At 42.6% G+C, this 25,220-nt stretch carries 14 protein-coding genes; 7 read left to right on the top strand and 7 right to left on the bottom strand.

The window, feature by feature from the left end; all coding sequences use genetic code 11:
* Window positions 1-444 precede the first annotated feature (444 nt).
* The 4 genes from J0X14_RS13680 to J0X14_RS13695 all read left to right on the top strand — a co-directional run bounded on the left by J0X14_RS13680 (window position 445) and on the right by J0X14_RS13695 (window position 11,367).
* Window positions 445-7,131, top strand: a complete 6,687-nt coding sequence (locus J0X14_RS13680) for a gliding motility-associated C-terminal domain-containing protein (protein WP_207098358.1) — start codon at window positions 445-447, stop codon at window positions 7,129-7,131.
* A gap of 41 nt (window positions 7,132-7,172) precedes the next feature.
* On the top strand, window positions 7,173-8,132 hold the full coding sequence (locus tag J0X14_RS13685) for a type IX secretion system membrane protein PorP/SprF (protein WP_207098359.1): 960 nt from the start codon (window positions 7,173-7,175) through the stop codon (window positions 8,130-8,132).
* Between the two features lie 11 nt (window positions 8,133-8,143).
* Entirely contained in the window at window positions 8,144-10,084 is a 1,941-nt protein-coding gene (locus tag J0X14_RS13690; protein WP_207098360.1) for an OmpA family protein, read from the top strand.
* 110 nt (window positions 10,085-10,194) lie between these two features.
* A complete protein-coding gene (locus J0X14_RS13695) occupies window positions 10,195-11,367 on the top strand; it encodes a hypothetical protein (protein WP_207098361.1) in 1,173 nt (390 codons plus the stop codon).
* A gap of 52 nt (window positions 11,368-11,419) precedes the next feature.
* Here J0X14_RS13695 and J0X14_RS13700 read toward each other — a convergent pair whose 3' ends face one another.
* Genes J0X14_RS13700 through J0X14_RS13715 form a run of 4 tightly spaced genes read right to left on the bottom strand, consistent with a single transcriptional unit; the run spans window position 11,420 to window position 16,865 of the window.
* On the bottom strand, window positions 11,420-12,880 hold the full coding sequence (locus J0X14_RS13700; protein WP_207098362.1) for a lipopolysaccharide biosynthesis protein: 1,461 nt from the start codon (window positions 12,878-12,880) through the stop codon (window positions 11,420-11,422).
* A complete protein-coding gene (locus tag J0X14_RS13705) occupies window positions 12,880-14,148 on the bottom strand; it encodes a glycosyltransferase family 4 protein (protein ID WP_207098363.1) in 1,269 nt (422 codons plus the stop codon). The genes J0X14_RS13700 and J0X14_RS13705 overlap by 1 nt, the downstream gene beginning before the upstream one ends.
* Window positions 14,148-16,580 (bottom strand): YfhO family protein, encoded by a 2,433-nt coding sequence (locus J0X14_RS13710; RefSeq protein ID WP_207098364.1) that lies wholly within the window; start codon window positions 16,578-16,580, stop codon window positions 14,148-14,150. The genes J0X14_RS13705 and J0X14_RS13710 overlap by 1 nt, the downstream gene beginning before the upstream one ends.
* Before the next feature lie 24 nt (window positions 16,581-16,604).
* Window positions 16,605-16,865, bottom strand: coding sequence for a DUF4834 family protein (locus tag J0X14_RS13715; protein ID WP_207098365.1), 261 nt, complete (start codon window positions 16,863-16,865; stop codon window positions 16,605-16,607).
* An 86-nt stretch (window positions 16,866-16,951) separates the two neighbouring features.
* On the opposite strand from J0X14_RS13715, the gene J0X14_RS13720 reads away from it, so the two are divergent.
* The 3 genes from J0X14_RS13720 (at window position 16,952) to J0X14_RS13730 (ending at window position 20,573) form a co-directional block, all read left to right on the top strand.
* Window positions 16,952-17,935: a transporter gene (locus J0X14_RS13720; protein WP_207098366.1), complete on the top strand. Its 984-nt coding sequence runs from the start codon at window positions 16,952-16,954 to the stop codon at window positions 17,933-17,935.
* 65 nt (window positions 17,936-18,000) lie between these two features.
* Window positions 18,001-19,122, top strand: a complete 1,122-nt coding sequence (locus J0X14_RS13725; protein ID WP_207098367.1) for a GTP cyclohydrolase — start codon at window positions 18,001-18,003, stop codon at window positions 19,120-19,122.
* Window positions 19,123-19,214: 92 nt separating this feature from the next.
* Entirely contained in the window at window positions 19,215-20,573 is a 1,359-nt protein-coding gene (locus tag J0X14_RS13730; protein ID WP_207098368.1) for an amidohydrolase family protein, read from the top strand.
* Window positions 20,574-20,576: 3 nt separating this feature from the next.
* On the opposite strand, the gene J0X14_RS13735 is transcribed toward J0X14_RS13730, so the two are convergent.
* From J0X14_RS13735 to J0X14_RS13745, 3 genes are all read right to left on the bottom strand, one after another.
* The gene (locus J0X14_RS13735; RefSeq protein WP_207098369.1) at window positions 20,577-21,836 is read right to left on the bottom strand and encodes an aminotransferase class I/II-fold pyridoxal phosphate-dependent enzyme; all 1,260 of its coding nucleotides are present in this window, start codon (window positions 21,834-21,836) and stop codon (window positions 20,577-20,579) included.
* Between the two features lie 123 nt (window positions 21,837-21,959).
* Window positions 21,960-23,000, bottom strand: a complete 1,041-nt coding sequence (locus tag J0X14_RS13740) for a PLP-dependent cysteine synthase family protein (protein WP_207098370.1) — start codon at window positions 22,998-23,000, stop codon at window positions 21,960-21,962.
* 72 nt (window positions 23,001-23,072) lie between these two features.
* The gene (locus J0X14_RS13745; RefSeq protein WP_207098371.1) at window positions 23,073-25,208 is read right to left on the bottom strand and encodes a S9 family peptidase; all 2,136 of its coding nucleotides are present in this window, start codon (window positions 25,206-25,208) and stop codon (window positions 23,073-23,075) included.
* Window positions 25,209-25,220: the final 12 nt, after the last annotated feature.

The raw sequence follows: 25,220 nt of genomic DNA on the forward strand, positions 1-25,220 counted from the left end.
GGTAATTCTTCTTCTTCCCAATACAGATTGACCTTATTGGACAAAGGTTTTGGTGCTAAATGTTAAATTTTCCGTCAACCAGAACGGCTTTTCCGTCAAATCATATGCCCTTTCTATAAAGTTATGGGGCTACGCTAGAGGTAAAATCAAAAAATTTGCACCAAAAATATAATAAGGTATGCCTTTAACAGGGTGTATGATGATTTTATAACTAAAAACAGTTTGCCTTGGTATTGATTTTACACTGCACGTTCTATCCTATAAATGGGTTAAAATATTGAACTACTCCTTATCAGGTTTTGAAATTCAGGGTAACATCCAAGTGTTCAAACTGCTCACAAACGATGTAAAAGACGATTTCATGTCCATTCAATAAGCCTTTGTACACAACTAACTCTCCCTGCTATGGTCTTTGACTTTATTTCAATAAAAAGCATAAAAAATGTGGCAGTATTTGCTTCCACGGTTTTTCTGTCCGCTCTCATTTTCAATCTTTGGATTGATGATACATATATAAAGTATCATTATGGCCAGAGCCCAGATCTTGCCCATTCTCCTACAACATCCAAGGCAGGGGCAGACATGTATGTTCCCAGCATATCCCTTATAAAATCTGCACCTACGTTTGATGGAAGCGATTGTAGCGAAATTCCCTTTACCTATACCATAACCAATGAAAGTACCAATGCGGAAGCCCTTATCAATGTAGTTATTATAGATCCGGACCTGGGAGGACAAATTGCTGGTCCTAGTTCATTGGATTATTCTGGGGATACAGGTGGTGTAGGTGGTGATGGAATTCTTTCTCCCGGGGAAACCTGGACGTTTGTGTATAATTACCCCATTACACAAACTGAACTAGAAAATGGCAGTTTTGGTGAACTAGAAGCCAATGTTAGTGCAGATGTACAAGGTCAAGGCATTTCAGTTGGGGATGACTCCCACCCATCAGACCCAAATGCAGATGGTCCTACTATTGTAGATCTATCCGCATGTCAAAACCCAAGCATTGGGCTAATTAAGTACTGGGATTATTTAGATCTGGACCTTAACGGTTGTTCTGAGAACTATTTATACACCTTTAGGGTAAGAAATATAGGGAACATTAGTTTGCACAATGTTGTCTTGGTCGATCAAAAGTTGGGAGGTGAGGTCCCTGGCCCCATTCCGGGATTTGATGCTGGGAACGATGGTATACTAAGTCCTGGGGAAGAGTGGGAATACCAAGCCTGTTATTCTGCAGAATTTGAAGAAGTCGGATTTATTTATAACCAAGCCGAGGTTACGGCAGAAACCGTGGTTCAAAACATAGAAGTATTCGATCCTTCTGATGGTGGTGGCCAAAGTGGTGGTGGTGGCACATTTGGGAGTGGGACTGGCAATGACGACATTACTACCACCATTTTTGATGATGATACATGTCTTGATGATGCTGTCCGTATAGGACTCATCAAAGAAGCCGTTCCTACAGATAATAATGCGGATAACTGCTACGAATCCATTCTATACACCTTTTATGTACAAAATCTTGGCCCGGCTCCTTTTGAAAATATCCTATTGACAGATGATATGTTGGGCGGAGAAATCGCCAACCGTACCAACAATGGTAATGGGGATGAAATTCTAGATCCAGGAGAAACCTGGACCTATGAAGCAAACTATAATTTGGTCCAAGCCGATTATGATGCCGGTTTTGTGTCCAATCGAGCGCTTGTACAAGCTGAATTAGAAAATATGGGCATATTCTTATTTGATTATTCTGATGATACCAGTTATGATGAACATGACCCTACTATTGTACCAGCCTGTCTCGTACCAAATATAGCATTGGTCAAATCTGTAGGCATCTCAGACTATTTGGATTTGGACAACAACGGCTGCGTAGAGACCATACGCTACAACTTTGAAGTGCTTAACGCTGGGAGCACAAACCTGGATAATGTAGTGCTTAATGACAATATATTAGGTGGCCCAATAAATGGCCCCTTGCCCCTTACGGATGCCAACAGTGATGGCATACTCTCTGTGGGTGAAAGCTGGACCTATCAGGCCAACTACTCCCTAACCCTACAGAATGTCTCCGACGGAGAGGTCACCAACCAGGCAGAAGTTACTGCCTATGAAGAGGGCACCAACAATCAAGTTTCTGCCTTGCACGAGATTACTACCCCTTTACCCATCAATGCCTGTGCCGCAGAAGCCAGTATTGGGCTTATAAAAAGAACCCCTATTGTAGCACTGTTGGATTTAGATAATGACGGTTGCCCAGAAACGGTAGACTATCAATTTACGGTGACCAACACAGGAAGCATTGATTTGGGACAGATAAACCTGATTGATACACCACTCAAAGCACCGATTACGGGACCCCAAAATGATATTGGCGGTGACGGAGTGCTCTCTGTAGGGGAAAGCTGGACTTATGAAGCACTCTACCCCATTACAGCTCAAGATGAATTGGACGGACAAGTTACCAACCAAGCCCAGGTTACCGCCATCGCCTTGAACGATAATAGTCCAATATCCGACTTATCGGACCATACCAGCAACGATGAAGATCGTGAGACCGTCACTGTTTTTAATCAAACCGTATGCGAAGCTTCCTCCAGTATTGGTCTCCTTAAAAGAGTGCCTTTAGGAAACTTGGAAGATTTGGACAACGATGGGTGCGACGAAACCATCCGCTACTTTTTTGATGTAGAAAATTTAGGCACTATAACCCTTGAAAATGTTGAACTCAATGATGCTTTGTTTGGCGGACCCATAACCCAATATGAAGCATTACAGGGTGACGATAACAATGACCAGATTCTTTCCATTGGTGAAAAATGGACGTACGAAGTGCTCTATTCCCTCAGTGATCAGGATATCACTGACACGGAAGTCATCAATCAAGCTCAGGTCACCGCAAATGAATGGGGTACCAGCATTGAAGTTACTGACGATTCTGACCCTTCTGATTATGCCCAGGATAGACCTACCGTCACTTCCACCGTAGGTGCCTGCCCGGCAGAAGCTGGGATTGGACTCATAAAAACAGGGGTTTTGGTGGACAGTGGAAATGGCTGTCTCAATACCATTGAATACACCTTTACCGTAGCCAATACAGGAACCATTGACCTTGATAACGTAATACTTACGGATGCTGGTTTGGGTGGCGAAATCACTGGACTCATCCAAAGCACAGATACCAACACCCAAGGTGTCCTTTCCGCCAATGAGGAATGGACCTACGTGTTTCAATATGACTTAACAGCACAGAATATAGCTGATACGGAGGTTATTAATCAAGCCCGGGTCACCGCCCAAGAAGTAATTAGCGACAATCCCATTTTTGATGATTCTGATCATACCGACTATGACAATGACAGACCTACCATCACCTCCACCTTAGGTGCCTGCACCCCTGCCATCCAGCTCACCAAGGCCTTCGACACTTTCCAGGACCTTGTGGGCAACGACAACTGCAACGATGCCATCCGCTACACCTTCACCGTGGAGAACACAGGGGGCTTCGACCTTGAGGGCGTCGTGCTGAGCGATGACAAGATAGGCGGACAGGTAAACACAGTGCCGGTGAGCAACATGGACAACGACCAGACCCTGGCCGTGGGAGAGATATGGACCTATACGGCCGACTATCCCCTGGTACTGAACGACATCAACACCGGCTCGGTCACCAACATCGCCGATGTCGAGGCCACGGACCCCATAAACAACGTACTGGTCACAGACGGTGATACGATCAACACGATCCTCAACGGGGACGAGTGCGCGCCCGCACCCGCCATCCAGCTCACCAAGGCCTTCGACAGCTTCCAGGACCTTGTGGGCAACGACAACTGCAACGATGCCATACGCTACACCTTCACCGTGGAGAACACCGGGGACTTCGACCTTGAGGGCGTCGTGCTGAGCGATGACAAGATAGGCGGACAGGTAAACACAGTGCCGGTGAGCAACATGGACAACGACCAGACCCTGGCCGTGGGAGAGATATGGACCTATACGGCCGACTATCCCCTGGTACTGAACGACATCAACACCGGCTCGGTCACCAACATCGCCGATGTCGAGGCCACGGACCCCATAAACAACGTACTGGTCACCGCCGGCGATACGATCAACACGGTCCTCAACGGGGACGAGTGCGCGCCCGCACCCGCCATCCAGCTCATAAAGACCGTGGACAGCTTCCAGGACCTCAACGGTTCGGGCTGCAACGAGATCATACGCTATAATTTCACCGTGGAGAACACAGGGACGGTCAACCTTGAGGGCATCCTGCTCACCGACAACAAGATCGCCGGACAGGTCAACAACCCACAGGGGGATGTCAACACCCCCGGCATACTGTCACCGGGCGAGATATGGACCTACCAGGCCGACTATCAGCTCGTCCAGAACGACATCGACACCGGTTCGGTCACCAACATAGCCGATGTGGCGGCCACCGAGGAGGGCACAAACAACAACGTATCCGACCAGGTGCAGGTCGTCACCGACCTGAACGGGAACAATGCCTGCGCACCTGCCGCCGCCATTCAGCTCATAAAGACCGTGGACAGCTTCCAGGACCTCAACGGTTCGGGCTGCAACGAGATCATACGCTACAACTTCACCGTGGAGAACACAGGGACCGTCAACCTGCAGGACGTCGTGCTCACCGACGACAAGATCGCCGGACAGGTCAACAACCCACAGGGCGATGTCAACACCCCCGGCATACTGTCACCGGGCGAGGTATGGACCTACCAGGCCGACTATCAGCTCGTCCAGAACGACATCGACACCGGTTCGGTCACCAACATAGCCGATGTGGCGGCCACCGAGGAGGGCACAAACAACAACGTATCCGACCAGGTGCAGGTGGTCACCGACCTGAACGGGAACAATGCCTGCGCACCTGCCGCCGCCATTCAGCTCATAAAGACCGTGGACAGCTTCCAGGACCTCAACGGTTCGGGCTGCAACGAGATCATACGCTACAACTTCACCGTGGAGAACACAGGGACGGTCAACCTTGAGGGCATCCTGCTCACCGACGACAAGATCGCGGGACAGGTCAACAACCCACAGGGGGATGTCAACACCCCCGGCATACTGTCACCGGGCGAGGTATGGACCTACCAGGCCGACTATCAGCTCGTCCAGAACGACATCGACACCGGTTCGGTCACCAACATAGCCGATGTGGCGGCCACCGAGGAGGGCACCAACAACAACGTATCCGACCAGGTGCAGGTCGTCACCGACCTGAACGGGAACAATGCCTGCGCGCCAACGGATGCCATACAACTTATAAAGACACTTATCGGCCCAGGCTGGGAGGATACGAATAATGATGGCTGTTTTGAGAGATTGGTCTACACCTTTATGGTGGAAAACACAGGTATTTCCTCTTTGGTAAATGTAGTGCTAAACGATCCTGATCTTGGAGGAGAAATAACCGTACAGCCACAAGGAGATGTCAACAATGATGAGGTGCTCTCTGTTGGAGAGCAATGGGTCTACGAGGTACCCTATCTGATTACACAGGCCGATATGGATTTTGGTTCGGTTTCCAATCAAGCCAACGTCACTGCCGATGTTGAGAACACAAATAACTCGGTAACGGATATGGATGAAATTACCCTACAATTAGATAACAATTTCTGCGCTGCTGCTGGCATTGAATTGACAAAGGTAGGCGTGCTGGAGGATTTGGACGGAAATAACTGCCCTGAAAGTATTCAGTATACCTTCACGGTAACGAATACTGGGGTGGTGGATCTCACGCAAATCGTACTCACAGATACAGACTTGACAGTGCCAATCAATGGACCTATGAACGATTCAAGTAATGACCAGACACTCTCTAGTGGTGAATCATGGATCTATGAGGCCATCTACCCTATCACGCAAGCCGATATAGATAATGTGACCATAACCAATCAAGCCTCGGTTACAGCTATCGAATCAGAAACAAATACTACAATCGGTGACAGTTCTGATGTTGTGAATACGAATGTTTCTGGAGCATGTATCGCAGAAGCATCCATTGGACTCATAAAAACTGCTGGCAATGAATTGGTGGATGTAGATAGGGATGGTTGCCCTGAAAATATCAGCTATACGTTTACGGTAAAAAACACCGGAGCAATCATTCTTCAAGATGTGGTTCTCAATGATATTAAACTGGGGCCAGGTTCTATAGAAGGTCCTTTGCCCGGAAATGACATTAATGGCGATACCTTTCTTTCTGTTGGTGAAACATGGACCTACCAAGCCCTATATCCCATTTCGGAACAGGATAGTATAGCAGGGCAGGTTATAAATCGAGCGCAGGTAAGTGCTGTTGAGCTTGGAACCACTATTGCGGTTACAGACGATTCTGATAATAACTCTTTTGATGAAGATGATGATACCATTACCTCGATTGCCGGTGCCTGTGTGGCGCGCGCTGGAATTGAACTACTAAAAACTGGGGTACTTGTAGATCAAGACGGGGATGGATGTGCGGAATCTATTCAGTATTCCTTTACTGTTGAAAACACGGGTGCTATCAACTTGTACCAGATATTACTGGAAGATCCTCTTTTGGAGCAAACAGATATTCTGGGACCTTTGCCAGGGAGTGATAGTAATGGCGACCAAGTAATTTCTGTAGATGAGACCTGGATGTTTGAGGCTCTTTATTCCATTACCCAGCAAAACATAGCTGATGGAGAAGTCACCAATCAAGCTACGGTATCAGCTTTGGAGGTACTCACCAATAACCCTATTACTAGCTCAGATGAAATTGTAATGACCGTGGTCAACACATGCATCAATCCAGATTCTGACTTTAAAATCTTTAATGGTATTTCCCCCAATGGGGATGGTGTCAACGATTATTTTCAAATAGATGGCATAGAAAATTATCCTGATAATACTTTAAAAGTATTTAACAGATGGGGCGTCTTGGTCTTTGAGGTGGATGGTTACGGTTTAAGTAATAAACAGTTCACAGGTCATTCCGATAGTGAGGTCACTGTTGCAAAAGATAGAAAGCTTCCAAGTGGTACCTATTTTTATACGCTCACCTTCCATGGAAATAATAACCCTGGCAAAGAAAGCTATACCGGATACCTCTATATCAATCAGGACTAATCTCCTCAAAACAACTTCAAAAACAACCTACAGATCAGGAAATGATAGTTAACATACAAAAAACGAAATGGGCATACCTAATTATTATAATTTTTACGATGCATTCAGGATTGTCCCAACAAGACCCCCAGTATACCCAATACATGTACAACACCCAAATTGTAAATCCCGCTTATGCCGGGTCTAGGGAAGTTCTCAGTTTTGGCGTTTTGGGGCGTACCCAATGGGTAGGCTTGGATGGCGCCCCACAAACGGGAACATTTACCGTAAATTTCCCAACGGGACTTTACAAAAATATGGGATTGGGTATGTCCATTGTCCATGACCAAATCGGTCCGGCCATAGAATCCAATGCTGTAGTGGACTATTCCTATTCCATTAATTTGGCTCCTTATACCATAAGCAAACTATCCTTTGGGCTAAAGGCAGGAGTAGATATGCTGGATGTAGATTATAGTAGATTGGAACTCTCCAATCCCAACGACTTTGCTTTTCAAAATAACATAGATCAAAAATTGAACCTTCAAGTGGGTGTCGGAATCTATTATCGTACCGAGAAATTTTATGCTGGAGTGTCTGTTCCAAATTTCTTAAACTCAAAACACTTTGATGAAAGCTCGTTACAGGACGAGAGCTTAAACAACATAGCCGTTGAACGATTGCACTATTTCTACATCATGGGCTATGTTTTTGATTTAAGTCAAAACCTAAAATTCAAACCAGCAACCCTTGCCAAGTTCGTAAGCGGTGCTCCTTTGCAATGGGACATGTCTGCCAATTTTCTAATCCATGAGAAGCTGGCACTTGGAGCATCCTATCGTTGGAACGCTTCCATAAGTGCCTTGGCTGGTTTCCAAATTTCAAGGTCCATTTTTGCAGGGGTGGCCTATGATTATCAATCCACCGCTATTGAAGATTACAGCAATGGCTCCTATGAGGTCTTTATTCGGTTTGATGTCTTCAATAGACTGGATAGGGTCCTTACCCCAAGGTTCTTTTAAAATTGAATGAAATGCCTATAAAATTTTCCATAATCTTTCTATACCTGGGTCTGTTTGCATTGGTAGTACACGGACAAAAAAGTAACATCAAAAAAGCAGACGAGGTGTTCGATGCCTATGCCTATATCGATGCCCGTGAAATCTACTTAAAGGTGGTTAAAAACGGATATCAGTCAGCGCAAGTCTATAAAAACCTTGGGGACACCTACTACTTTAATGGTGAATATGCTGATGCCGCCCAGTGGTACAAAAAGTTGATTGATAATTACCCCAATGAGTTGGAACCTGAATACTACTACAGGGCGGCTCAAACCTATAAAAGTATTGGGGACTATTATCAATCCAAAAGAATGATGGGTATGTTTTCCTCGCTTTCATCAACCACCAATCTTGCTAATAATTTTATCAAAAGTTACCCGGGTCTGGACAGTTTGGTGGATACTGTTTCGGAAAAATTTGAAGTCATAAACATCACCCATAATTTGTCCGGTTCAGATTTTGGCCCCTCTTTTTACCAAAATAAACTGGTTTATGCTTCCTCTTCCAAAAAACCCACAGGAAACAAAACCGATGAATGGACAGGGTTGAAATATTTAGACCTTTACGAAGCCGAGTTGGACGAGGAGTACAACCTATCCAATCCCATTTCAATCAGTGGAGACATCAATACCCCTTACCATGAATCAACTCCTGTTTTTACCAAAGACGGAAAGACCGTCTATTTCACAAGAAACAACTATCTGGATGGCAAAAAAAAGAAAAACAAGAACAGGGAAATCACGCTAAAAATCTATAAGGCGATAAAAAACAAAGACGGGGCTTGGACCAATGTAACCGAACTGCCCATAAACAATGATGGCTACGCCACGGCCCACCCTACCCTAAGCCCTGATGAAAAACGGCTCTATTTTTCTTCAGATAGGAAAGGTGGCTTTGGGAAATCTGATTTGTGGTACGTGGAAATTCTGGATGGCGGTGGCTATGGAACCCCTAAAAATCTAGGACCTGAAATCAATACGGAAGCCCGGGAAACATTTCCTTACATAAGTGGCAAAAATACCCTATACTTTGCTAGTGATGGACATCTTGGATTGGGAGGGTTGGACATTTTTGCAATTTCTTTGGAGGAGAATGGTCCATATAAAAAGATAACAAACCTTAAAAAGCCAATCAATTCCAGTAGTGACGATTTTGGTTTTATAATGGATGAAGAAAAGAAGATTGGTTTCCTTTCCTCCAACAGAGAGGGTGCAAATGGAAGTGCTTCCGACAACATATATAAAGTAAGGGAATCCTGCAAAGTACAAACACTTCGTGGCATGGTCACTGATGCTATGACCCAGTTACCGGTTAGTGGGACATTGGTGACCTTGCTCAACAATGATAATGAAGAAATTGCCCAGACCTCTTCCAATATGGACGGGATTTATCAATTTGAGGATATGGTTGACTGCAACAAACAATACAGCGTTAGGGCTGAACATCAAGAAATGGAATACAGTCCTACCGAAAAACCCGTAACAATTCTTGGTGATAAAGCAGAAGAACAATTGGACATTCAACTCTCCCCTACTGGTTGTCCGCCAAACGACCTTGGATGTAGGTTGGATTTACAACCTATCTATTTCGATTATGGAAAATATGAAATAAGACCCGATGCTGAAGTAGAATTGGCCAAAATTCTTGAAGCCATGAAAGAATACCCACAACTAAAAATCCATATTGAATCCCATACCGATTCCAGATCTAGCGACTTATATAATATATACTTATCACAAAGGAGAGCTTTGGCCACTATGCAATGGTTGATTGATAAAGGAATAGCCTCCCATCGACTCTCTGCCAAAGGTTACGGGGAGACCCAGTTGTTGAATGAATGTGCCAACGGGGTTCAATGCCCAGAGGCCAAGCACGAATTAAATAGAAGGTCCGTATTTATTATAAAAGAGTAAATATCAAATCAAAATGTATTGATTATCAGTTATTTACAATTTTTGGCACGCTGATTGCTATTACTAGAGTGGATGTAAATAGGTACATCTAGAACCTTAAACCTAGTAGTATGAAAAAGTTAGTACTCTTTATAGCAGCGGTCGCTTTCGGTACCATAGGTGCCCAAGCAGCCAAATTGGATAATAATGTGGCCATAGCCACTAGATATGGAAATTCCTTCATCTTTGTAGAAGATGGTGTAACTTTTTCAGTATACCCAGATGGAGAGTTCGATTTCTATATGGATAATAGGGTAAATGTTGGAGTCGGTGCCCAAATAGGAAATGTGGGCATCACCTTTAACTCCGGATATAACTATAACCCTTTTGTGCAATATGATGACTACGGAGCCGTAATCCAAGTTGAAAACACGCCTATCTTTTACGATTATTATGGTCGTGTTTCACAAATTGGTAACGTAAATGTCTGGTACAATAACGGTAGGGTTCGTAGAATTGGGGGATTGCATGTCTACTATAATGGTGGTGTATTTAGTCACTATACCGGATATATCAATATCTATAACAGACACTACGTATATCGCCCGTTCCACAGGTACTTTATAAGACCTTCAATTGGATTCTGTAATGTATATGCCAGACCCTATAGAAGGTATTATGCTCCTGTTCGCTATACCTATTATGCCCCTTACCGATATAATGAAAGAAGAGCTTATGCCCGAATTGGGAAGGTGTACAGAAACGATAATAGATATAGAAGGGACAATATCTATAGAAACGACAATAGGGTAAGTGTTCGTGACAACAATAGCATTAGACGTGGAAACCAAGATTACGGTAGAAGCAATAGATCGGTTGCTCAGAACAATGACAGAAAAGGAAGTCCAAATGTGTATCGCTCCAACAGTAGTGTAAAAAGACAAGCTACACCACAGAGGAACGTAAAGCAAAGTAATACCTATAGAAAATCAGAAGGTGCTTCAAGAAGTAGTAGAACTGTAACCCAAAAGCAGGTAACACGTACCCCCGATAGGAAAACCGTTACCCAAAGACAGGTTACTTCCACACCCAATCGTAAAACGGTGTCACGTACTACAACCACCTACAAGAAACCCGAAACAAGGAGTAATTCAAGTAGGCCTGTAGTTCAAAGGAGCAATGCCCCCAAGAGAACTGTAAAAAGTAGCAGCTCTAAGCGGACAACCGTCAAACGAAGCACAGGAACTTCTTCCAATAGAGGAAACAGTAGCGCCCGTTATAGCAGAAGTTCACGAAAAAATTAAACGAGAGTTTTTAGGTTGGTTAGTTGTTTAGCCCCGTAGTAGGATTTATCCGCTACGGGGTTTTCTTTTTTAGCCATTTTGAAAGAAATCCCGTAACATCTTCAGAAATATCAAATCGATAGAGGATGCCGACATACATCACAACAATTAAGGCTGATTTCAATACGATGTTCAGAATAGGGTGAAATGGAAATTGAAGCAAATCAAACAATACCGCCAACAACACCAATACCCCGAATACCTTGAAGGTGGCCTTGGTAAAAGGCTGGATTCCAAACTTTTGCTTTACAAACAACAACTTGGTCAAATTAAAGATGAAAATAGAAACAAAACTGGCCAAAGCTGCCCCTTCCAAGCCTAAAACAGGAATCAGCAAGTAGTTGAGTAAAATGGTCAATGCCGCCAAACAAACCCCAAAAACCAAGACAGTTTTGTAGTATTGGGAATTGTATAAAATAGAGTTATTGTTCCCCAAAAGTGAATCGAATACCTTGGCCAATCCTACCAAAAAAACTATGGTATATCCGCTTCGGTAAGCTTCGGGCAATAGTAAATACAAGTCGTTCAAATTCAAAATAATCAGCACAAACAAAATCCCCGAAGCAATAAAAAGCGTCAATGACGTTTTTTGATACAGTTTCTCCATCCCAGAATGGTCTCCTGAATTCAATTGTTCGGCAGTCAATGGATATGTGATTTGATGCATGGCCCTAGACGGGACAATGATTACTGTGGCAATGTAAACTGCCACTCCGTAGTATGCCACATTTTCTATATCAACAAACTGGTTGAGCATCACCTTGTCAATTTCCAAGAGTATCAATGCAGCGGACCCACCCAAAATAATGAGAAAAGAATACGATAAGATTTCTTTGGTATTGTGTGGTAAATGAAAATCAAACTTTGGAAAGCGCAACGTATACGCATATATCTTGATGATGACCGTCCTCAAAAGATACAGCCCAACCAAACACTTAAAAAATGTGTCCAAAGTAATGACATCAAAATATAAAAGAACCAATAAAATGGATACCCCAATACGCCCAAAGACCTCTTTCATAAAATTGCCAAAGACCGACTTTAAATGTACCCTGCACCACGCATAGAACACTTCAAAATAAGCCATGGCCAAGCCCACAAAAAAGATATACCAGAGGTAATTTTTTACCATGGGGTTTTCTTGGGAAACCAAATTTCCCAAAGGTTCATAAAAAAATAACCCTACCAAGGCCACAGGAATGATTCCTAATAGTGGTACCAAGAGCATGAAAGTCAAAAAAGTATCTTTATCCCTTTCTCCATAATTACTGTAATATTTCACCATGGTATTGTGTACTCCAAAAGCCATTAACGGCATTAAAATAGCACCCGATGCCAGAATAAAAGTTACAAGGCCATAATAGGCATCCTCCAAAATCTTGGTGTACAGAAATAGGGTGTTCACTGCGCCGAACAAAAACCCTACATAGGTGACCACAACATTCTGTATGGATTGTTTTAAGACGACTCCCATTAGATGAATTTTGCCAAACTTTCGGTCAACGCTTTTCTGTGGAATTGCTCCACTCCCACCGATTTACAATTAAGTTCTCCCTTCTGATAGTTCTGGAACCAATCCAAAAGTACATTTTTTAAACTATCAGCATCATTTTGCACGCATACCTTTCCCGATTGGGTTTGAGCAACCAATTCTCCAGCCTCCCATCCTTTCGGGCCTATAGCCAGAATAGGACGTCTGGCATTCAAATACTCAAACAGTTTTCCAGGGATGATGCCTTTGGTTTCTTCCGAATCAATCTCCAGCAACAGCAAAACCTGGGATTTTTGCTGAACCTTCAAGACTTCGTCATGGGATAAATAGCCCAAGGGTTTTACATAGGATTCCAAACCATATTCGGTAATGGATTGCAGCACCTCTTCCCCCACTACCCCGGCCAACTGGATTTGCACCTTATTTTTAAATGCTTCATTCTCTTGAACCAATTCTTGGATGACCTTCCAAAGCGCAAGGGGGTTACGGCCAGTCAACAAAGAGCCCATATGTGAAATCGTAAAGCCTGAATCCAGAGGCACCGGTTTTAGCTCATCATCGTAGCCATTGGTAATTACTTTAATGGGTTTATCTGTGATGGACTCAAACTCCTGCTTGGTCAGATTGCTGGTCACTACAATCTTATCTGCGGAAGTCAAGACTTCTTTTTCAAGATTCTTGTGCTTTTTCTGAGATGCTTTGGACAATCTCAATTTTTTGTGATAGCCAATAGAGGTCCATGGATCTCTGAAGTCGGCAATCCACTGAACAGCATATTTTTCTTTTAAACCCAATCCTATCAAATGTAAGCTATGAGGTGGACCTGTCGTGATTATGGTCTCAATACCTTCATCAGCAATTATCTTGGCCAAATAGGAAATGGACGGGTTTACCCAACTTTTTCGCGCATCTGGAATAAAAAAATTACCCCGAATCCAAAGCAATACCTTTCCCAAAAAAGAAGGGTCTTTTTCAGGAATAATCCCAGAACTTATGGTCTCTGTTTTCTTTTTTGACAGCATACTGGCCCATCCATAAGGCTCTTTAATAGGGTATTTCAAAATCTGAATACCCTTCGGGATTTCCCTCACAAGCTTATCATCAGTAATGGGATAACTGGGATTTTCAGGAATATAGACTATGGGTTGAAATCCAAATTCAGGAAGATATTTGGTAAACTTTAGCCACCGCTGTACCCCTGGTCCCCCAGCCGGAGGCCAATAGTATGCTATGACCAATACTTTTTGCATCAGGACTTTTTGGATTTCTTCGGAACAAAGGAATAGCCAACACTGCCAACAATAATCAATCCCAACAAAATACAAGCTGCCAAGCTTATTTGACTACCCGTTTCAATAATCTGGGGTTCAAATTTGAATTCTATCACGTGCTCACCAGATGGGATTTTCATGCCTCGCAAAGCGTAATCCACTTTGTAATGCTGTTCTGGTGTACCATCAACATAGGCATTCCAACCGGAAGGATAGTGCATTTCTGAAAAGACCGCAAATCCATCTTGGCTATTATTTGATTCGTACTTCAAGTAATTTGGGCGATAGTCCACTAAATCGATATGAGCCAAGGAATCAGTTTCATATCGAAGCTTCGTCAAACGCGGATACATTTTGGTATTGACCACAGCTTGGGATTTGGGATCAAAGTCTTTTAACAATTCAATTTCTTCATTGACAGAAGATACTGGAAGCAACTGCTCTACAAACCAAGCATTGCCATTGGCATCATCATTTACAGCAGGGAAACTGTTCCCCTCTTCGTCTTGTTGAAGAATATATTTTACATTCAACATGTTAAGCACCTGTAGATTGTTCTGGTACAGGTGGTATTCAAACAAATTTTGTAGAGCTCTAGGTTTCGCGGCATGATACCCCCCAATGGAGTTGTGGAAATACGAAGTACGAGCTCCATTCAATCCCTCTTGGGGGTCAAAAACCCGGTAAACCGAATCATCCTGTTGAAGAGCTTCATCAATTTGACTAGCCTGGAAGGGTGTGTTCATTTCACGCTGACGTACAAAATCGTCCTCATTTACATAGCGAAGGGCCACTCCTACTAAATCAAATAGTAATAATCCGCCTAGGATAAGCACCATAGCATTCTTCCCTATTTTCTCCTTTACAAAAAACCATAGGGCGACGGCGGCCAAAGTCACATATATCAAAGAGCGGATAGTATCGCTGACATAAACGGCCTCCCTATCACGTTGGATCATGGTCATTAATTCATCGCCAAAATAACCACGATACATCTCATCGCGCATACCATTAAAATCAAAGAAGGCCTTTAAAAGAAAAATGAAAACACCAAGTCCCAAAGTGATGAAAAAACTTAGTTTCAAGGCTTTGGTTTTCTTTGATTCATCAACGGATTTTTTAAAGAGTTGTCGCAATCCCAAAATTCCCAAAACTGGAAGGCAAAGTTCCAGTACCACTTGAATGGAAGAAACCGCCCTGAATTTGTTGTACAATGGGAAATAATCAATCATGAAGTTGGTCAAAGCCGGAAAATTCTTTCCCCATGACAACAGAAGCGCCAAAACGGCACCGCCCAACAACCACCACTTGTGTTTTCCTTTTACCAAAAAGAGCCCCAATACAAATAGGAAAAATACAATGGCACCCACATACGCAGGCCCAGCAACAATGGGCTGTTTTCCCCAATACAGGGGTAGGCCACTAGATAGCTCCAATGCTTTTGTAGGTGAAAGTCCCTGTCCAATCAGATACTCATATGCTTTGGAGTTTTTACCCAAATCTTCATTCCCTGAACCTCCAAAAAGGCGAGGTGCAAAAAGGTTAAGGGATTCCGCTATCCCGTAACTATATTGGGTAATATATTCCTTGTCCAATCCATTGGATGGTTGTTTTGGGGTTCCATCTGGGTTGATGGTTAATTCTGATTTTCCCCTGGTACTCCAATCTGCATATTCTTTAGTGGCCAGTAATCCTGTGGCATTGGCCGCTATGGAAAGGGCAACGGCTCCAATCAAAATTCCGACCGAAAGGAAAAAGTGTTTCAGTTTCTTGTTTTTGATGGCATAAATCAATTGCACCAACCCTAAAATAAGTACCAACAACATAAAATAATACGTCATCTGGTAGTGATTGGCACTAATTTCCAAGGCCATGGCCAAGGCCGTCAATATAAAACCGAGCAGATATTTCTTCCGAAAAACCAGCACTATACCTCCCAAAACCATGGGGATATACCCCAAAGCATGGGCTTTAGCGTTGTGGCCAACCCCCAAAATGATTATCAAATAGGTAGAAAAACCAAAGGCCAATGCGCCCAATGCCGCTAGCCGAAAGTCAACTTTTAGGCAAAGCAATAAGATGTAAAATCCTATGAAATAGAGAAAAAGATAGTCCGCTGGTCTTGGTAAAAACCGAATTAAGCGGTCCAATTTTTTGATATAATCGTTCGGGTAGTTCGCCCCTAACTGATAGGTGGGCATTCCACCAAAAGCACTATTGGTCCAATACGATTCTTCCCCTGTAAGTTCTTTAAAATCATCCCGTTCCTTGGCCATGCCCTTATATTGGGCAATATCCGATTGAAAAATGGCCTTGCCTTGCAAAACAGGATAGAAATATACCAGAGACGCAAGTAAAAATAAACCAATGACACAAATGTGGGTGATTATGGCTTTTGGAGAAAGATTCATGGATAGATTTTGAAAAGACAAATATTAGTCAATTTCCTCAAAATCTATGTATTCTCCAACTTTTTTTGAGGGATTGGATTTTTGGGTGGGTTTCTTGTGAATTGTTGTATCCCCTTCATTGGCGGCAGTGTGTCCAAAATCTTGGTAATTGCCAAATTGTTGCCCAAATCGTTCTTCTGTTTTCTTCACAGCATAGTTCAGCAATCTGGGAGCCAACCATTTCAGCAGTAATTTCACTGCGTAGTATACTAATATGAGGAGTAATATCGTTTTTAGTACAACCATATAACCTTAGTCTATTGTATCAAAATTACACTCTAAGTAGCATAAAACGCCCAAACGTATCTTAAAATACTATTAAAATCAGTTATATGGATTTTTCCTTTTTCAAAAAGACCCTTTTAATTTTCTTGCTTTCGCCTGTTTTTTTGAGTGCCCAATATACCGATGTTATCAATTCCAACCGACCTGGTAGGGCTGTGAGTGCGTATGCCGTTGGAAAAAATGTGGTTCAGGCTGAAGTGGGGTTGTTTTATGAACAACAGGACAATGTGGACCTAAATTCAGATTCCAATATTTTTGGAACCGATATGGCCCTGAGGTACGGATTTCTTTTTGAAGAATTGGAAATCAACTGGGAAGGGTCTTTCATGAAGCAGAACATTAACTATCCGGATTTTGGGATTGAAGGGAAACTAGCAGATTTCTCCCGTAACCGACTTGGTGTAAAATATCTTATTTATGATCCCTACAAGAATCCAGAACGGAACAAACCAAATTTATACAGCTGGCGAGCCAATAATTTGTTCCAATGGAAAAATCTAATCCCTGCAGTTTCTTTGTATGGTGGGGTTAATTTTGTGTTGGGTGATAATCCATTTTATCCTGGAGAACCTACAACTTCCTACCGAGGGGCCATTGCCACCCAAAGTAGGCTATCTCCAAGGTTCGTCCTTATTTCCAATGTGGCGTATGACCGCATTGGCACCGATTTTCCGGAGTGGCGGTATGCCCTATCCCTTTCGCATGCCCTTAGAGACCCACGGTGGAGCATCTTTTTTGAAGGGCAAGGGATATCAGGAGATCGGTATTCCGATATCATTTTACGAACAGGGGTGGCCCGTTTGCTCAGTCCTAACTTCCAAGTTGATCTTCATATGGGCTCCGGGTTTAAAAACGACCCTTCCCGCCTATTTGTGGTGCTTGGTGCCTCCTACCGCTTGGACTTCCACAAAGACAGCTTTAAAACCATTGACACCCAAAGCAGCAATCAGAATGGGAAAATCAAAAGGAATTCCAATAAGAAAAAATCAAAAAAGCGAAAGAAAAAAGACAAAGACGCCATTGACTTCTAAGTTTTACGCCCAATACTTTTATGCTGTAGGTAATATTGCTAATATTGACCTGTAAAAAATGATGTATGATTACCATCAAGCAGGTCCAATCAAAAGCGGATTTAAAACGCTTTGTAAAATTTCCCTTTTCCCTTTATAAAGATTCCCCATACTGGGTTCCTCCCATCATTAAAGATGAGATGGCCTCCTTTGATGCCAGCAAAAATCCTGTTTTTAAAAATGCCGAAGCCGCTTTCTTTTTGGCCTACAAGGGTAATCAAGTGGTGGGACGTGTGGCCGCCATCATCAATTGGTTGGAGGTGAACGAACAAAAAGTTCGGAAAATGCGTTTTGGCTGGTTTGATTTTGTGGATGATTTTGAAGTTTCCAAAGCTTTGTTGGATAAGGTAGCTGAAATCGGGAAAGAAAATCAGTTGGAATACATGGAAGGTCCTGTAGGGTTTTCTAATTTGGATAAAGTGGGAGTCCTTATTGAAGGATTTGACCATATCGGCACTATGATTACTTGGTACAACCATCCATACTATCAAAAGCATTACGAAGAACACGGATTTGTAAAGGAAAAGGAATATCTGGAAAACAAATTCCTTGCCGCCGCGGCCGACCCTGCATTATTTGAGAAAGCCAATTTGTTGGTGAAAAAGCGGTATGGCCTCAGAGAAATGAACTTTACGAACAGCAAAGAAATTATGCCGTGGGTGGACAAGATGTTCGACCTCTTTAATGAGAGTTACGCCAAACTATCCTCTTTTGTAAAGATTACGGATATACAGAAGGAATACTTCAAGAAAAAATATATCAGTTTCATCAATCCAGAATACATCAAATTTGTGGTGGATTCTGATGATAATCTGGCTGCCTTTGCTATTGTTATGCCCTCATTTTCAAAAGCATTGCAGAAAGCGAATGGACACTTATTCCCTACAGGAATATTTCATCTGTTGAAAGCCAAAAAAGAAAGCAAAGATGTTATCTTTTATTTAATCGGTATCCATCCCAACTATCAGAACAAGGGGGTAACGGCCATCATTTTCAATGAATATTACCACACATTTAAGGACAAGGGAATTATAAACTGCATCCGTACCCCTGAGCTAGAGGACAATGTGGCTATTCGGCAGATGTGGAAACACTTTAATCCAGTAACCCATAAACGGCGCAGAACCTACAGAAAAGGTTTAAAATAGTTTATTGTCTACAAAAATCGGTAGAACATTTGTTTTTTGGGAATATTTGCTGAAATTTAGGGCACTTCCCCCTCCAACTAGCACTGTAAACCATGAAATACGTTTTTGCCAGTATTGCCATTGCTCTTCTTTGGGGCTGTAAATCCAAAACTGAAGCTTCAGTTCCTTATGACATGATACTGTCAAACATCAATGTAATTGATGGAACGGGCAAATCAATGCAAGTAGGGGTTTCCGTGGCAATAACGAATGGAAAAATCGTGGCTATCGACAGCGAATTTTCCAGTGAAGCCTTAACATATATAGATGGAACGGGTAAATATCTCATCCCCGGCTTGTTTGATTGCCACACCCATACCATGGATTATAACCGGGATTTCCCAAGGTTTATGCATTACGGGGTTACATCTATCTTCATAACAGGCGGGAGTTTATGTACAGATGCGTACTATTCGGAAATGCGTGAACGGGGCGAACAAGATTCCATTCCAGCACCAAGAGTTTATCATACGAGCCAGCATTTTACGATGGAAGGAAGGCACCCTTCCAAGACCTATGCTAGTAGTAATTGGCGTGATGGAGAGAGCATTTTCTATTTGAAGGACACCGTTCAAATTGAAAAATTGGTACAACGGGTTTCCAAAAATCCAATTGTTGGAATAAAGCTGACCATTGAAGATGGGCCAGCCCCGCCTTTTGTTGAACGGATGCCCCAAGAGTTCATAAATAAAACAGTTAAAGAAGCGGACAAATACAGCATGGAGGTATTCGCACATGTTAGTGACAACACGGAGTTGGAAATGGCCATCAATGCAGGTGTTCAAAATTTGATTCATTATACAGGGGTAAACATTGATCCTACCAATGAAAATCAGGTAGAACTATTAAAAGAGTTTATACAGCGCGACCCATCTTGGGTTACCACTTTGATGATAGATAAGTCTTTTTTGTATCCTTTACATCCTGAATGGTTTGAAAATGATGCAATGCTGCCAGAATACCAAGAGAAAGTCAATGCTATAACACCGGACTTAATGAAACGTTCAAATATGCATGCAATGGGATTGAGAGAGGAATACGGAATGGAGGGTGCCAATTTATCCCAAGGGATCATTCCTCAGGTTCAAGATATTCAGTATCTGTATGGTAAAGGGTTCAATATGGTTTTGGGAACTGACACAGGTAATGATTTTAACTTTCCTGGCTATAGCCTGCATGAGGAAATGCAACTTATGGAAATGGGCGGAATCCCAAAACTGGATATCATAAAAATGGGCACTTTAAATGCTGCTAAAATGATGGGGGTTGAAGACCATTTAGGTTCCATAGAAATTGGTAAGGTTGCAGATATGGTGATTTTGGATAAAAATCCGTTGGAATCCATCCATAATACATTATCCATCAACACCGTACTAAAAAATGGGGTGATTCAAAAACGGATAAATAATTAAAATTTACTCACCCATGGCTGCAGCTACGGCAGCAGAAAGTCGCTTGTAGGTACCGTTTTGCAGTCGTTCCCTAATAGATGAAAAGGCATCCAAGGTTTCCGCAATATCTTCCATGGTATGAGTCGCTGTTGGAATCAAACGTAAGAGAATCAATCCTTTTGGAATTACCGGATATACCACAATGGAACAGAAAATTCCATGATTTTCCCGTAAGTCCTTCACCAAGGCCATGGCCTCTGGGATACTACCGTTTAAATATACTGGCGTAACACAGCTGGAAGTCGTTCCAAGGTCAAAACCACGATCACGAAGACCGTTTTGTAGGGCATTCACGTTTTCCCAAAGTTTTGCTTTCAATTCGGGCATGGTGCGCAACATGTCCAATCGCTTTAACGCTCCTTTTACATAAACCATAGGAAGCGACTTGGCAAACATTTGTGACCTGAGATTGTATTTTAAGTATTCTATGATTTCTTTATCAGCGGCGACAAAAGCCCCTATTCCGGCCATGGATTTGGCAAAAGTGGCCAAGTATACATCAATTTCATCCTGAACACCTTGCTCCTCTCCTGCTCCTGCTCCTGTTTTTCCCAAAGTTCCAAAACCGTGGGCATCATCTACCAACAACCTGAAAGTGAACTTTTTCTTCAAATCCACAATTTCCTTGAGAATACCTTGTTCACCCCTCATTCCAAAAACACCTTCGGATATCACCAAAATACCACCTCCGGTCTCATTGGCGAGTTTTGTGGCCCGTTCCAAGTTTTTTTCCAAACTTTCGGGGTCGTTATGCTTAAAGGTGAATCGTTTTCCCATGTGCAGTCGAACACCATCTATGATACAGGCGTGGCAATCCACATCGTATACAATGATATCATCTTTGGATACAAGCGCATCAATGACCGACATGAATCCTTGGTAACCAAAATTTAAAAGATAAGAAGCTTCTTTATGGACAAATTCAGCCAATTCTCGTTCCAATTGTTCATGGTAATCGGTATGTCCACTCATCATTCGGGCACCCATAGGGTAAGCGGCCCCATGTTCATGGGCAGCATCACCATCAACTTTCTTAATTTCGGGTAGATTGGCAAGCCCTAAATAGTCATTGATACTCCATGTAATTACATCCTTTCCTTGGAATTTCATTCGATTGGAGATGGGTCCATCCAATTTCGGGAATACAAAATAGCCTTCTGCCTGTGATGCCCATTTTCCCAACGGACCTTTATTCTCAATGATTCTATCAAATAAATCTCTCATCTACCTTAAAATTGTTTCAAATGCAAAAATATAGATTTTTACGAACCTCGCATAACGATTTTTTCACATAAAAAAACGACAATGAATTCCATTGCCGTTTTAATTGAGTTGAATTACATCTTTTTATTTGATGTATTCTATCTTTTCGGGTACCTCGGCATTTTTAATATCGAAAAACCCTTGGTTTTCCATCCACTCATTGCTATATATTTTACTCATATATCTTGAACCATGGTCTGGGAAAATAACAACTACATTGCTATCTTCAGTGAATTCTCCCTCTGTGTTCAGTTGATATAGGGCCTGCATGGCGGCACCACTGGTGTACCCCACAAACATACCTTCGGCATGGGCAATTTTACGCGCCATGTGGGCACTTTCGCCATCGGTGACCTTAATATAACGGTCTATACTGTTGAAATCCGTGGCGGCGGGAATCAAGTTTTTACCCAATCCCTCAATACGATATGGATATACCTCATTATGGTCAAACTCCCCTGTTTCATGGTACTTTTTAAGAATAGATCCATAGGCATCAACTCCCAATATTTTAATCTTGGGGTTTTGCTCCTTTAGATAACGGGAAATTCCAGATATGGTACCTCCTGTTCCACTACAAGCCACCAAATGGGTGATATTACCATTGGTTTGCTCCCAAATTTCAGGACCAGTGGTCTGGTAATGGGCCTCTATATTGAGTTCGTTGAAGTATTGATTGATATAAATGGAGTTCTCGGTCTCCTTGTGCAGGGTTTTGGCCACTTCGTAATACGATCTTGGGTCATCTGCACTAACGTGGGCGGGGCATACATAAACCTTGGCTCCCATAGACCGCAACATATCTATCTTGTCTGGGGATGATTTTGAACTGACCGCCAAAATACATTTATATCCTTTTACGATACTCACCATAGCCAAGCTAAAACCTGTATTCCCGGAAGTGGTCTCAATAATGGTACTTCCAGGTTTTAGAATCCCTTTACGCTCGGCTTCCTCTATGATATAGGCTGCTATCCTATCCTTTGAAGAGTGTCCAGGATTAAAGCATTCCAATTTGGCATAAAAGTTTCCAGTAAGGGGGGCTGCGATTTTGTTAAGCTTAACTAAGGGGGTATTTCCAATTAGGTCAAGGATATTGCTACACGCATTTATCTGTTTTTTCATAACTGGTATTAGGTAAGGAACAAATTTTTGAAATTACAAAAGTTCATTCGGCACAAAAATAGTATTTTATTTTTAAAGGGTTTTCCCTTCTAGGTCTAAAATGAAGGTATACGCCTTTGCAGTTTCCTTTAAAGCTTCAAATCTACCCGAAGCTCCTCCATGCCCTGCATCCATATTCGTATCCAAAAACAAGAGGTGGCCATCCGTCTTAAATTCCCTTAATTTTGCAACCCATTTAGCTGGTTCCCAATATTGTACCTGAGAATCGTGCAGTCCTGTGGATACATATAAATTAGGGTATGCCTTGGCCTCTACATTGTCATAGGGTGAATAGGATTTAATGTAATCGTAATAATCCTTGTCATTCGGATTTCCCCATTCATCATATTCTCCGGTGGTCAACGGGATGGAATCATCCAACATGGTAGTGACCACATCCACAAAAGGCACTTCCGCAATGACGCCATTGTAGAGTTCCGGTGCCATATTTATGATGGCTCCCATCAAAAGTCCACCAGCAGAACCGCCACTGGCGTATAAATGCTCCGGACTGGTGTATTTCTGTTCAATCAGGAATTTGGAGCAATCAATAAAGTCTGTGAACGTGTTCTTTTTGTTGAACAACTTCCCGTCTTCATACCAAGGTCTTCCCAAATACTCCCCTCCTCTTACATGGGCGATGGCATAAATGAAGCCTCTATCCAACAAACTCAACCGCACTGATGAAAAATAAGGATCTATGGTACTACCGTATGAACCATAGGCATATTGAAACAACGGACTCGTACCGTCCAAAGGGGTGTCTTTTCGATACACCAATGAAATGGGCACTTTCTTCCCATCTTGGGCCGTAGCCCATAAACGCTCGGTTTTATAATTCTCCTTATCGAATTTACCGCCCAAAACCTCTTGCTCCTTCAACACTTTTTTAGTGCGCGTCTTCATATTAAAGTCGATAATGGTATACGGCGCTCCCATTTCGTTATAATAATACCGAAGCTCATCGGTATCAAAATCCAAGTTTACCGAAGCTCCAGCCACATAGGTTTCACTGTTGAAAGGCAAATAATAGCTTTCCGAGCCATCCCAGCGGGATATTTTCATCTGATTGAGCCCATTCTCACGCTCCGAAAGCACATAATAATCCCGAAAAATCTCCACATCTTCCAACAAAACGTCACGTCTGTGGGGAATGAATTCTTGCCAATGCTCTGATGATGTATTGTTTTCATCTGCTCGCATCAGCTTAAAATTGGTGGCCTTATCCCGATTCGTTAGAATATAAAAATTACCATCGTAGTGAGCGATGGAGTATTCCACCCCTAATTCCCGTGGGGAAAACACCTTAAAACTTCCATTGGGATCGTCCGCATTCAAAGTACGGTATTCGGTGGTCATTGTACTTACTGAGCCAATGACAATATATTTTCGGGATTTGGTCTTGTAGACAAAAGTGCTATAGGTGGAATCCTTTTCATGGAACACCAACTCATCATTTTCCGCAGAAGTTCCCAAGACATGCTTAAAAATTTTATCAGAACGCAGGGTCACAGGGTCTTTTTTGGTGTAGAATAGGGTTTTCCCATCGTTTGCCCAAACGGAACCACCGGTGGTATTTTCGATAATATCAGGGTAAATTTCTCCCGTTTGTAGGTTTTTAATCTGAATGTTGTACTGCCTTCTGGAAATTGTATCGGTACCAAAAGAGGCCAGGGTATTGTCTGGACTTACGGAGATACCTTTTAGATTGAAGAATTCATGCCCTTCGGCCATTTGATTGCAGTCGAACATAATCTCCTCGGCCGCATCTAAACTATCCTTTTTTCGAGAATAAATGGGGTACTCCTTCCCCTGTTCATACCGATTAATGTACCAATAGCCATCCAGTTTATAGGGTACGGAGGAGTCTACCTCCTTAATTCGAGACTTCATTTCCAAAAAAAGGTCCTCTTGGAACTTTTTGGTATGGGCCGTCATTTTTTGGTAGTAGTCGTTTTCAGCATTGAGATAATCTATTACGGCCTGGTCTTCCCTATTGTTCATCCAATAGTAGTTGTCTATCCGAATATCGCCGTGTTTTTCCAGTTTGGTTGGAATCTTTTTAGCTACCGGGGGTTGTATTTGCATCAAATCGTTACGGTTTTGGCAAGAGCCTGCAAAAATAAGGTATATTCCGAGAATAGAAAGGGTTGGATTGATTCGTTTCATCCAGTTTGATTT

Origin of the sequence: Allomuricauda sp. CAU 1633 (assembly GCF_017313225.1) — a bacterium.
In the GTDB taxonomy this organism is placed as follows: domain Bacteria; phylum Bacteroidota; class Bacteroidia; order Flavobacteriales; family Flavobacteriaceae; genus Flagellimonas.

Excerpts from the sequence above, each read along its gene's own strand:
- J0X14_RS13685 (WP_207098359.1), top strand. The coding sequence starts at position 7,173 with ATGATAGTTAACATACAAAAAACGAAATGGGCATACCTAATTATTATA.
- J0X14_RS13690 (WP_207098360.1), top strand. The coding sequence starts at position 8,144 with ATGCCTATAAAATTTTCCATAATCTTTCTATACCTGGGTCTGTTTGCA.
- J0X14_RS13695 (WP_207098361.1), top strand. The coding sequence starts at position 10,195 with ATGAAAAAGTTAGTACTCTTTATAGCAGCGGTCGCTTTCGGTACCATA.
- J0X14_RS13700 (WP_207098362.1), bottom strand. The coding sequence starts at position 12,880 with ATGGGAGTCGTCTTAAAACAATCCATACAGAATGTTGTGGTCACCTAT.
- J0X14_RS13705 (WP_207098363.1), bottom strand. The coding sequence starts at position 14,148 with ATGCAAAAAGTATTGGTCATAGCATACTATTGGCCTCCGGCTGGGGGA.
- J0X14_RS13710 (WP_207098364.1), bottom strand. The coding sequence starts at position 16,580 with ATGAATCTTTCTCCAAAAGCCATAATCACCCACATTTGTGTCATTGGT.
- J0X14_RS13715 (WP_207098365.1), bottom strand. The coding sequence starts at position 16,865 with ATGGTTGTACTAAAAACGATATTACTCCTCATATTAGTATACTACGCA.
- J0X14_RS13720 (WP_207098366.1), top strand. The coding sequence starts at position 16,952 with ATGGATTTTTCCTTTTTCAAAAAGACCCTTTTAATTTTCTTGCTTTCG.
- J0X14_RS13725 (WP_207098367.1), top strand. The coding sequence starts at position 18,001 with ATGATTACCATCAAGCAGGTCCAATCAAAAGCGGATTTAAAACGCTTT.
- J0X14_RS13730 (WP_207098368.1), top strand. The coding sequence starts at position 19,215 with ATGAAATACGTTTTTGCCAGTATTGCCATTGCTCTTCTTTGGGGCTGT.
- J0X14_RS13735 (WP_207098369.1), bottom strand. The coding sequence starts at position 21,836 with ATGAGAGATTTATTTGATAGAATCATTGAGAATAAAGGTCCGTTGGGA.
- J0X14_RS13740 (WP_207098370.1), bottom strand. The coding sequence starts at position 23,000 with ATGAAAAAACAGATAAATGCGTGTAGCAATATCCTTGACCTAATTGGA.
- J0X14_RS13745 (WP_207098371.1), bottom strand. The coding sequence starts at position 25,208 with ATGAAACGAATCAATCCAACCCTTTCTATTCTCGGAATATACCTTATT.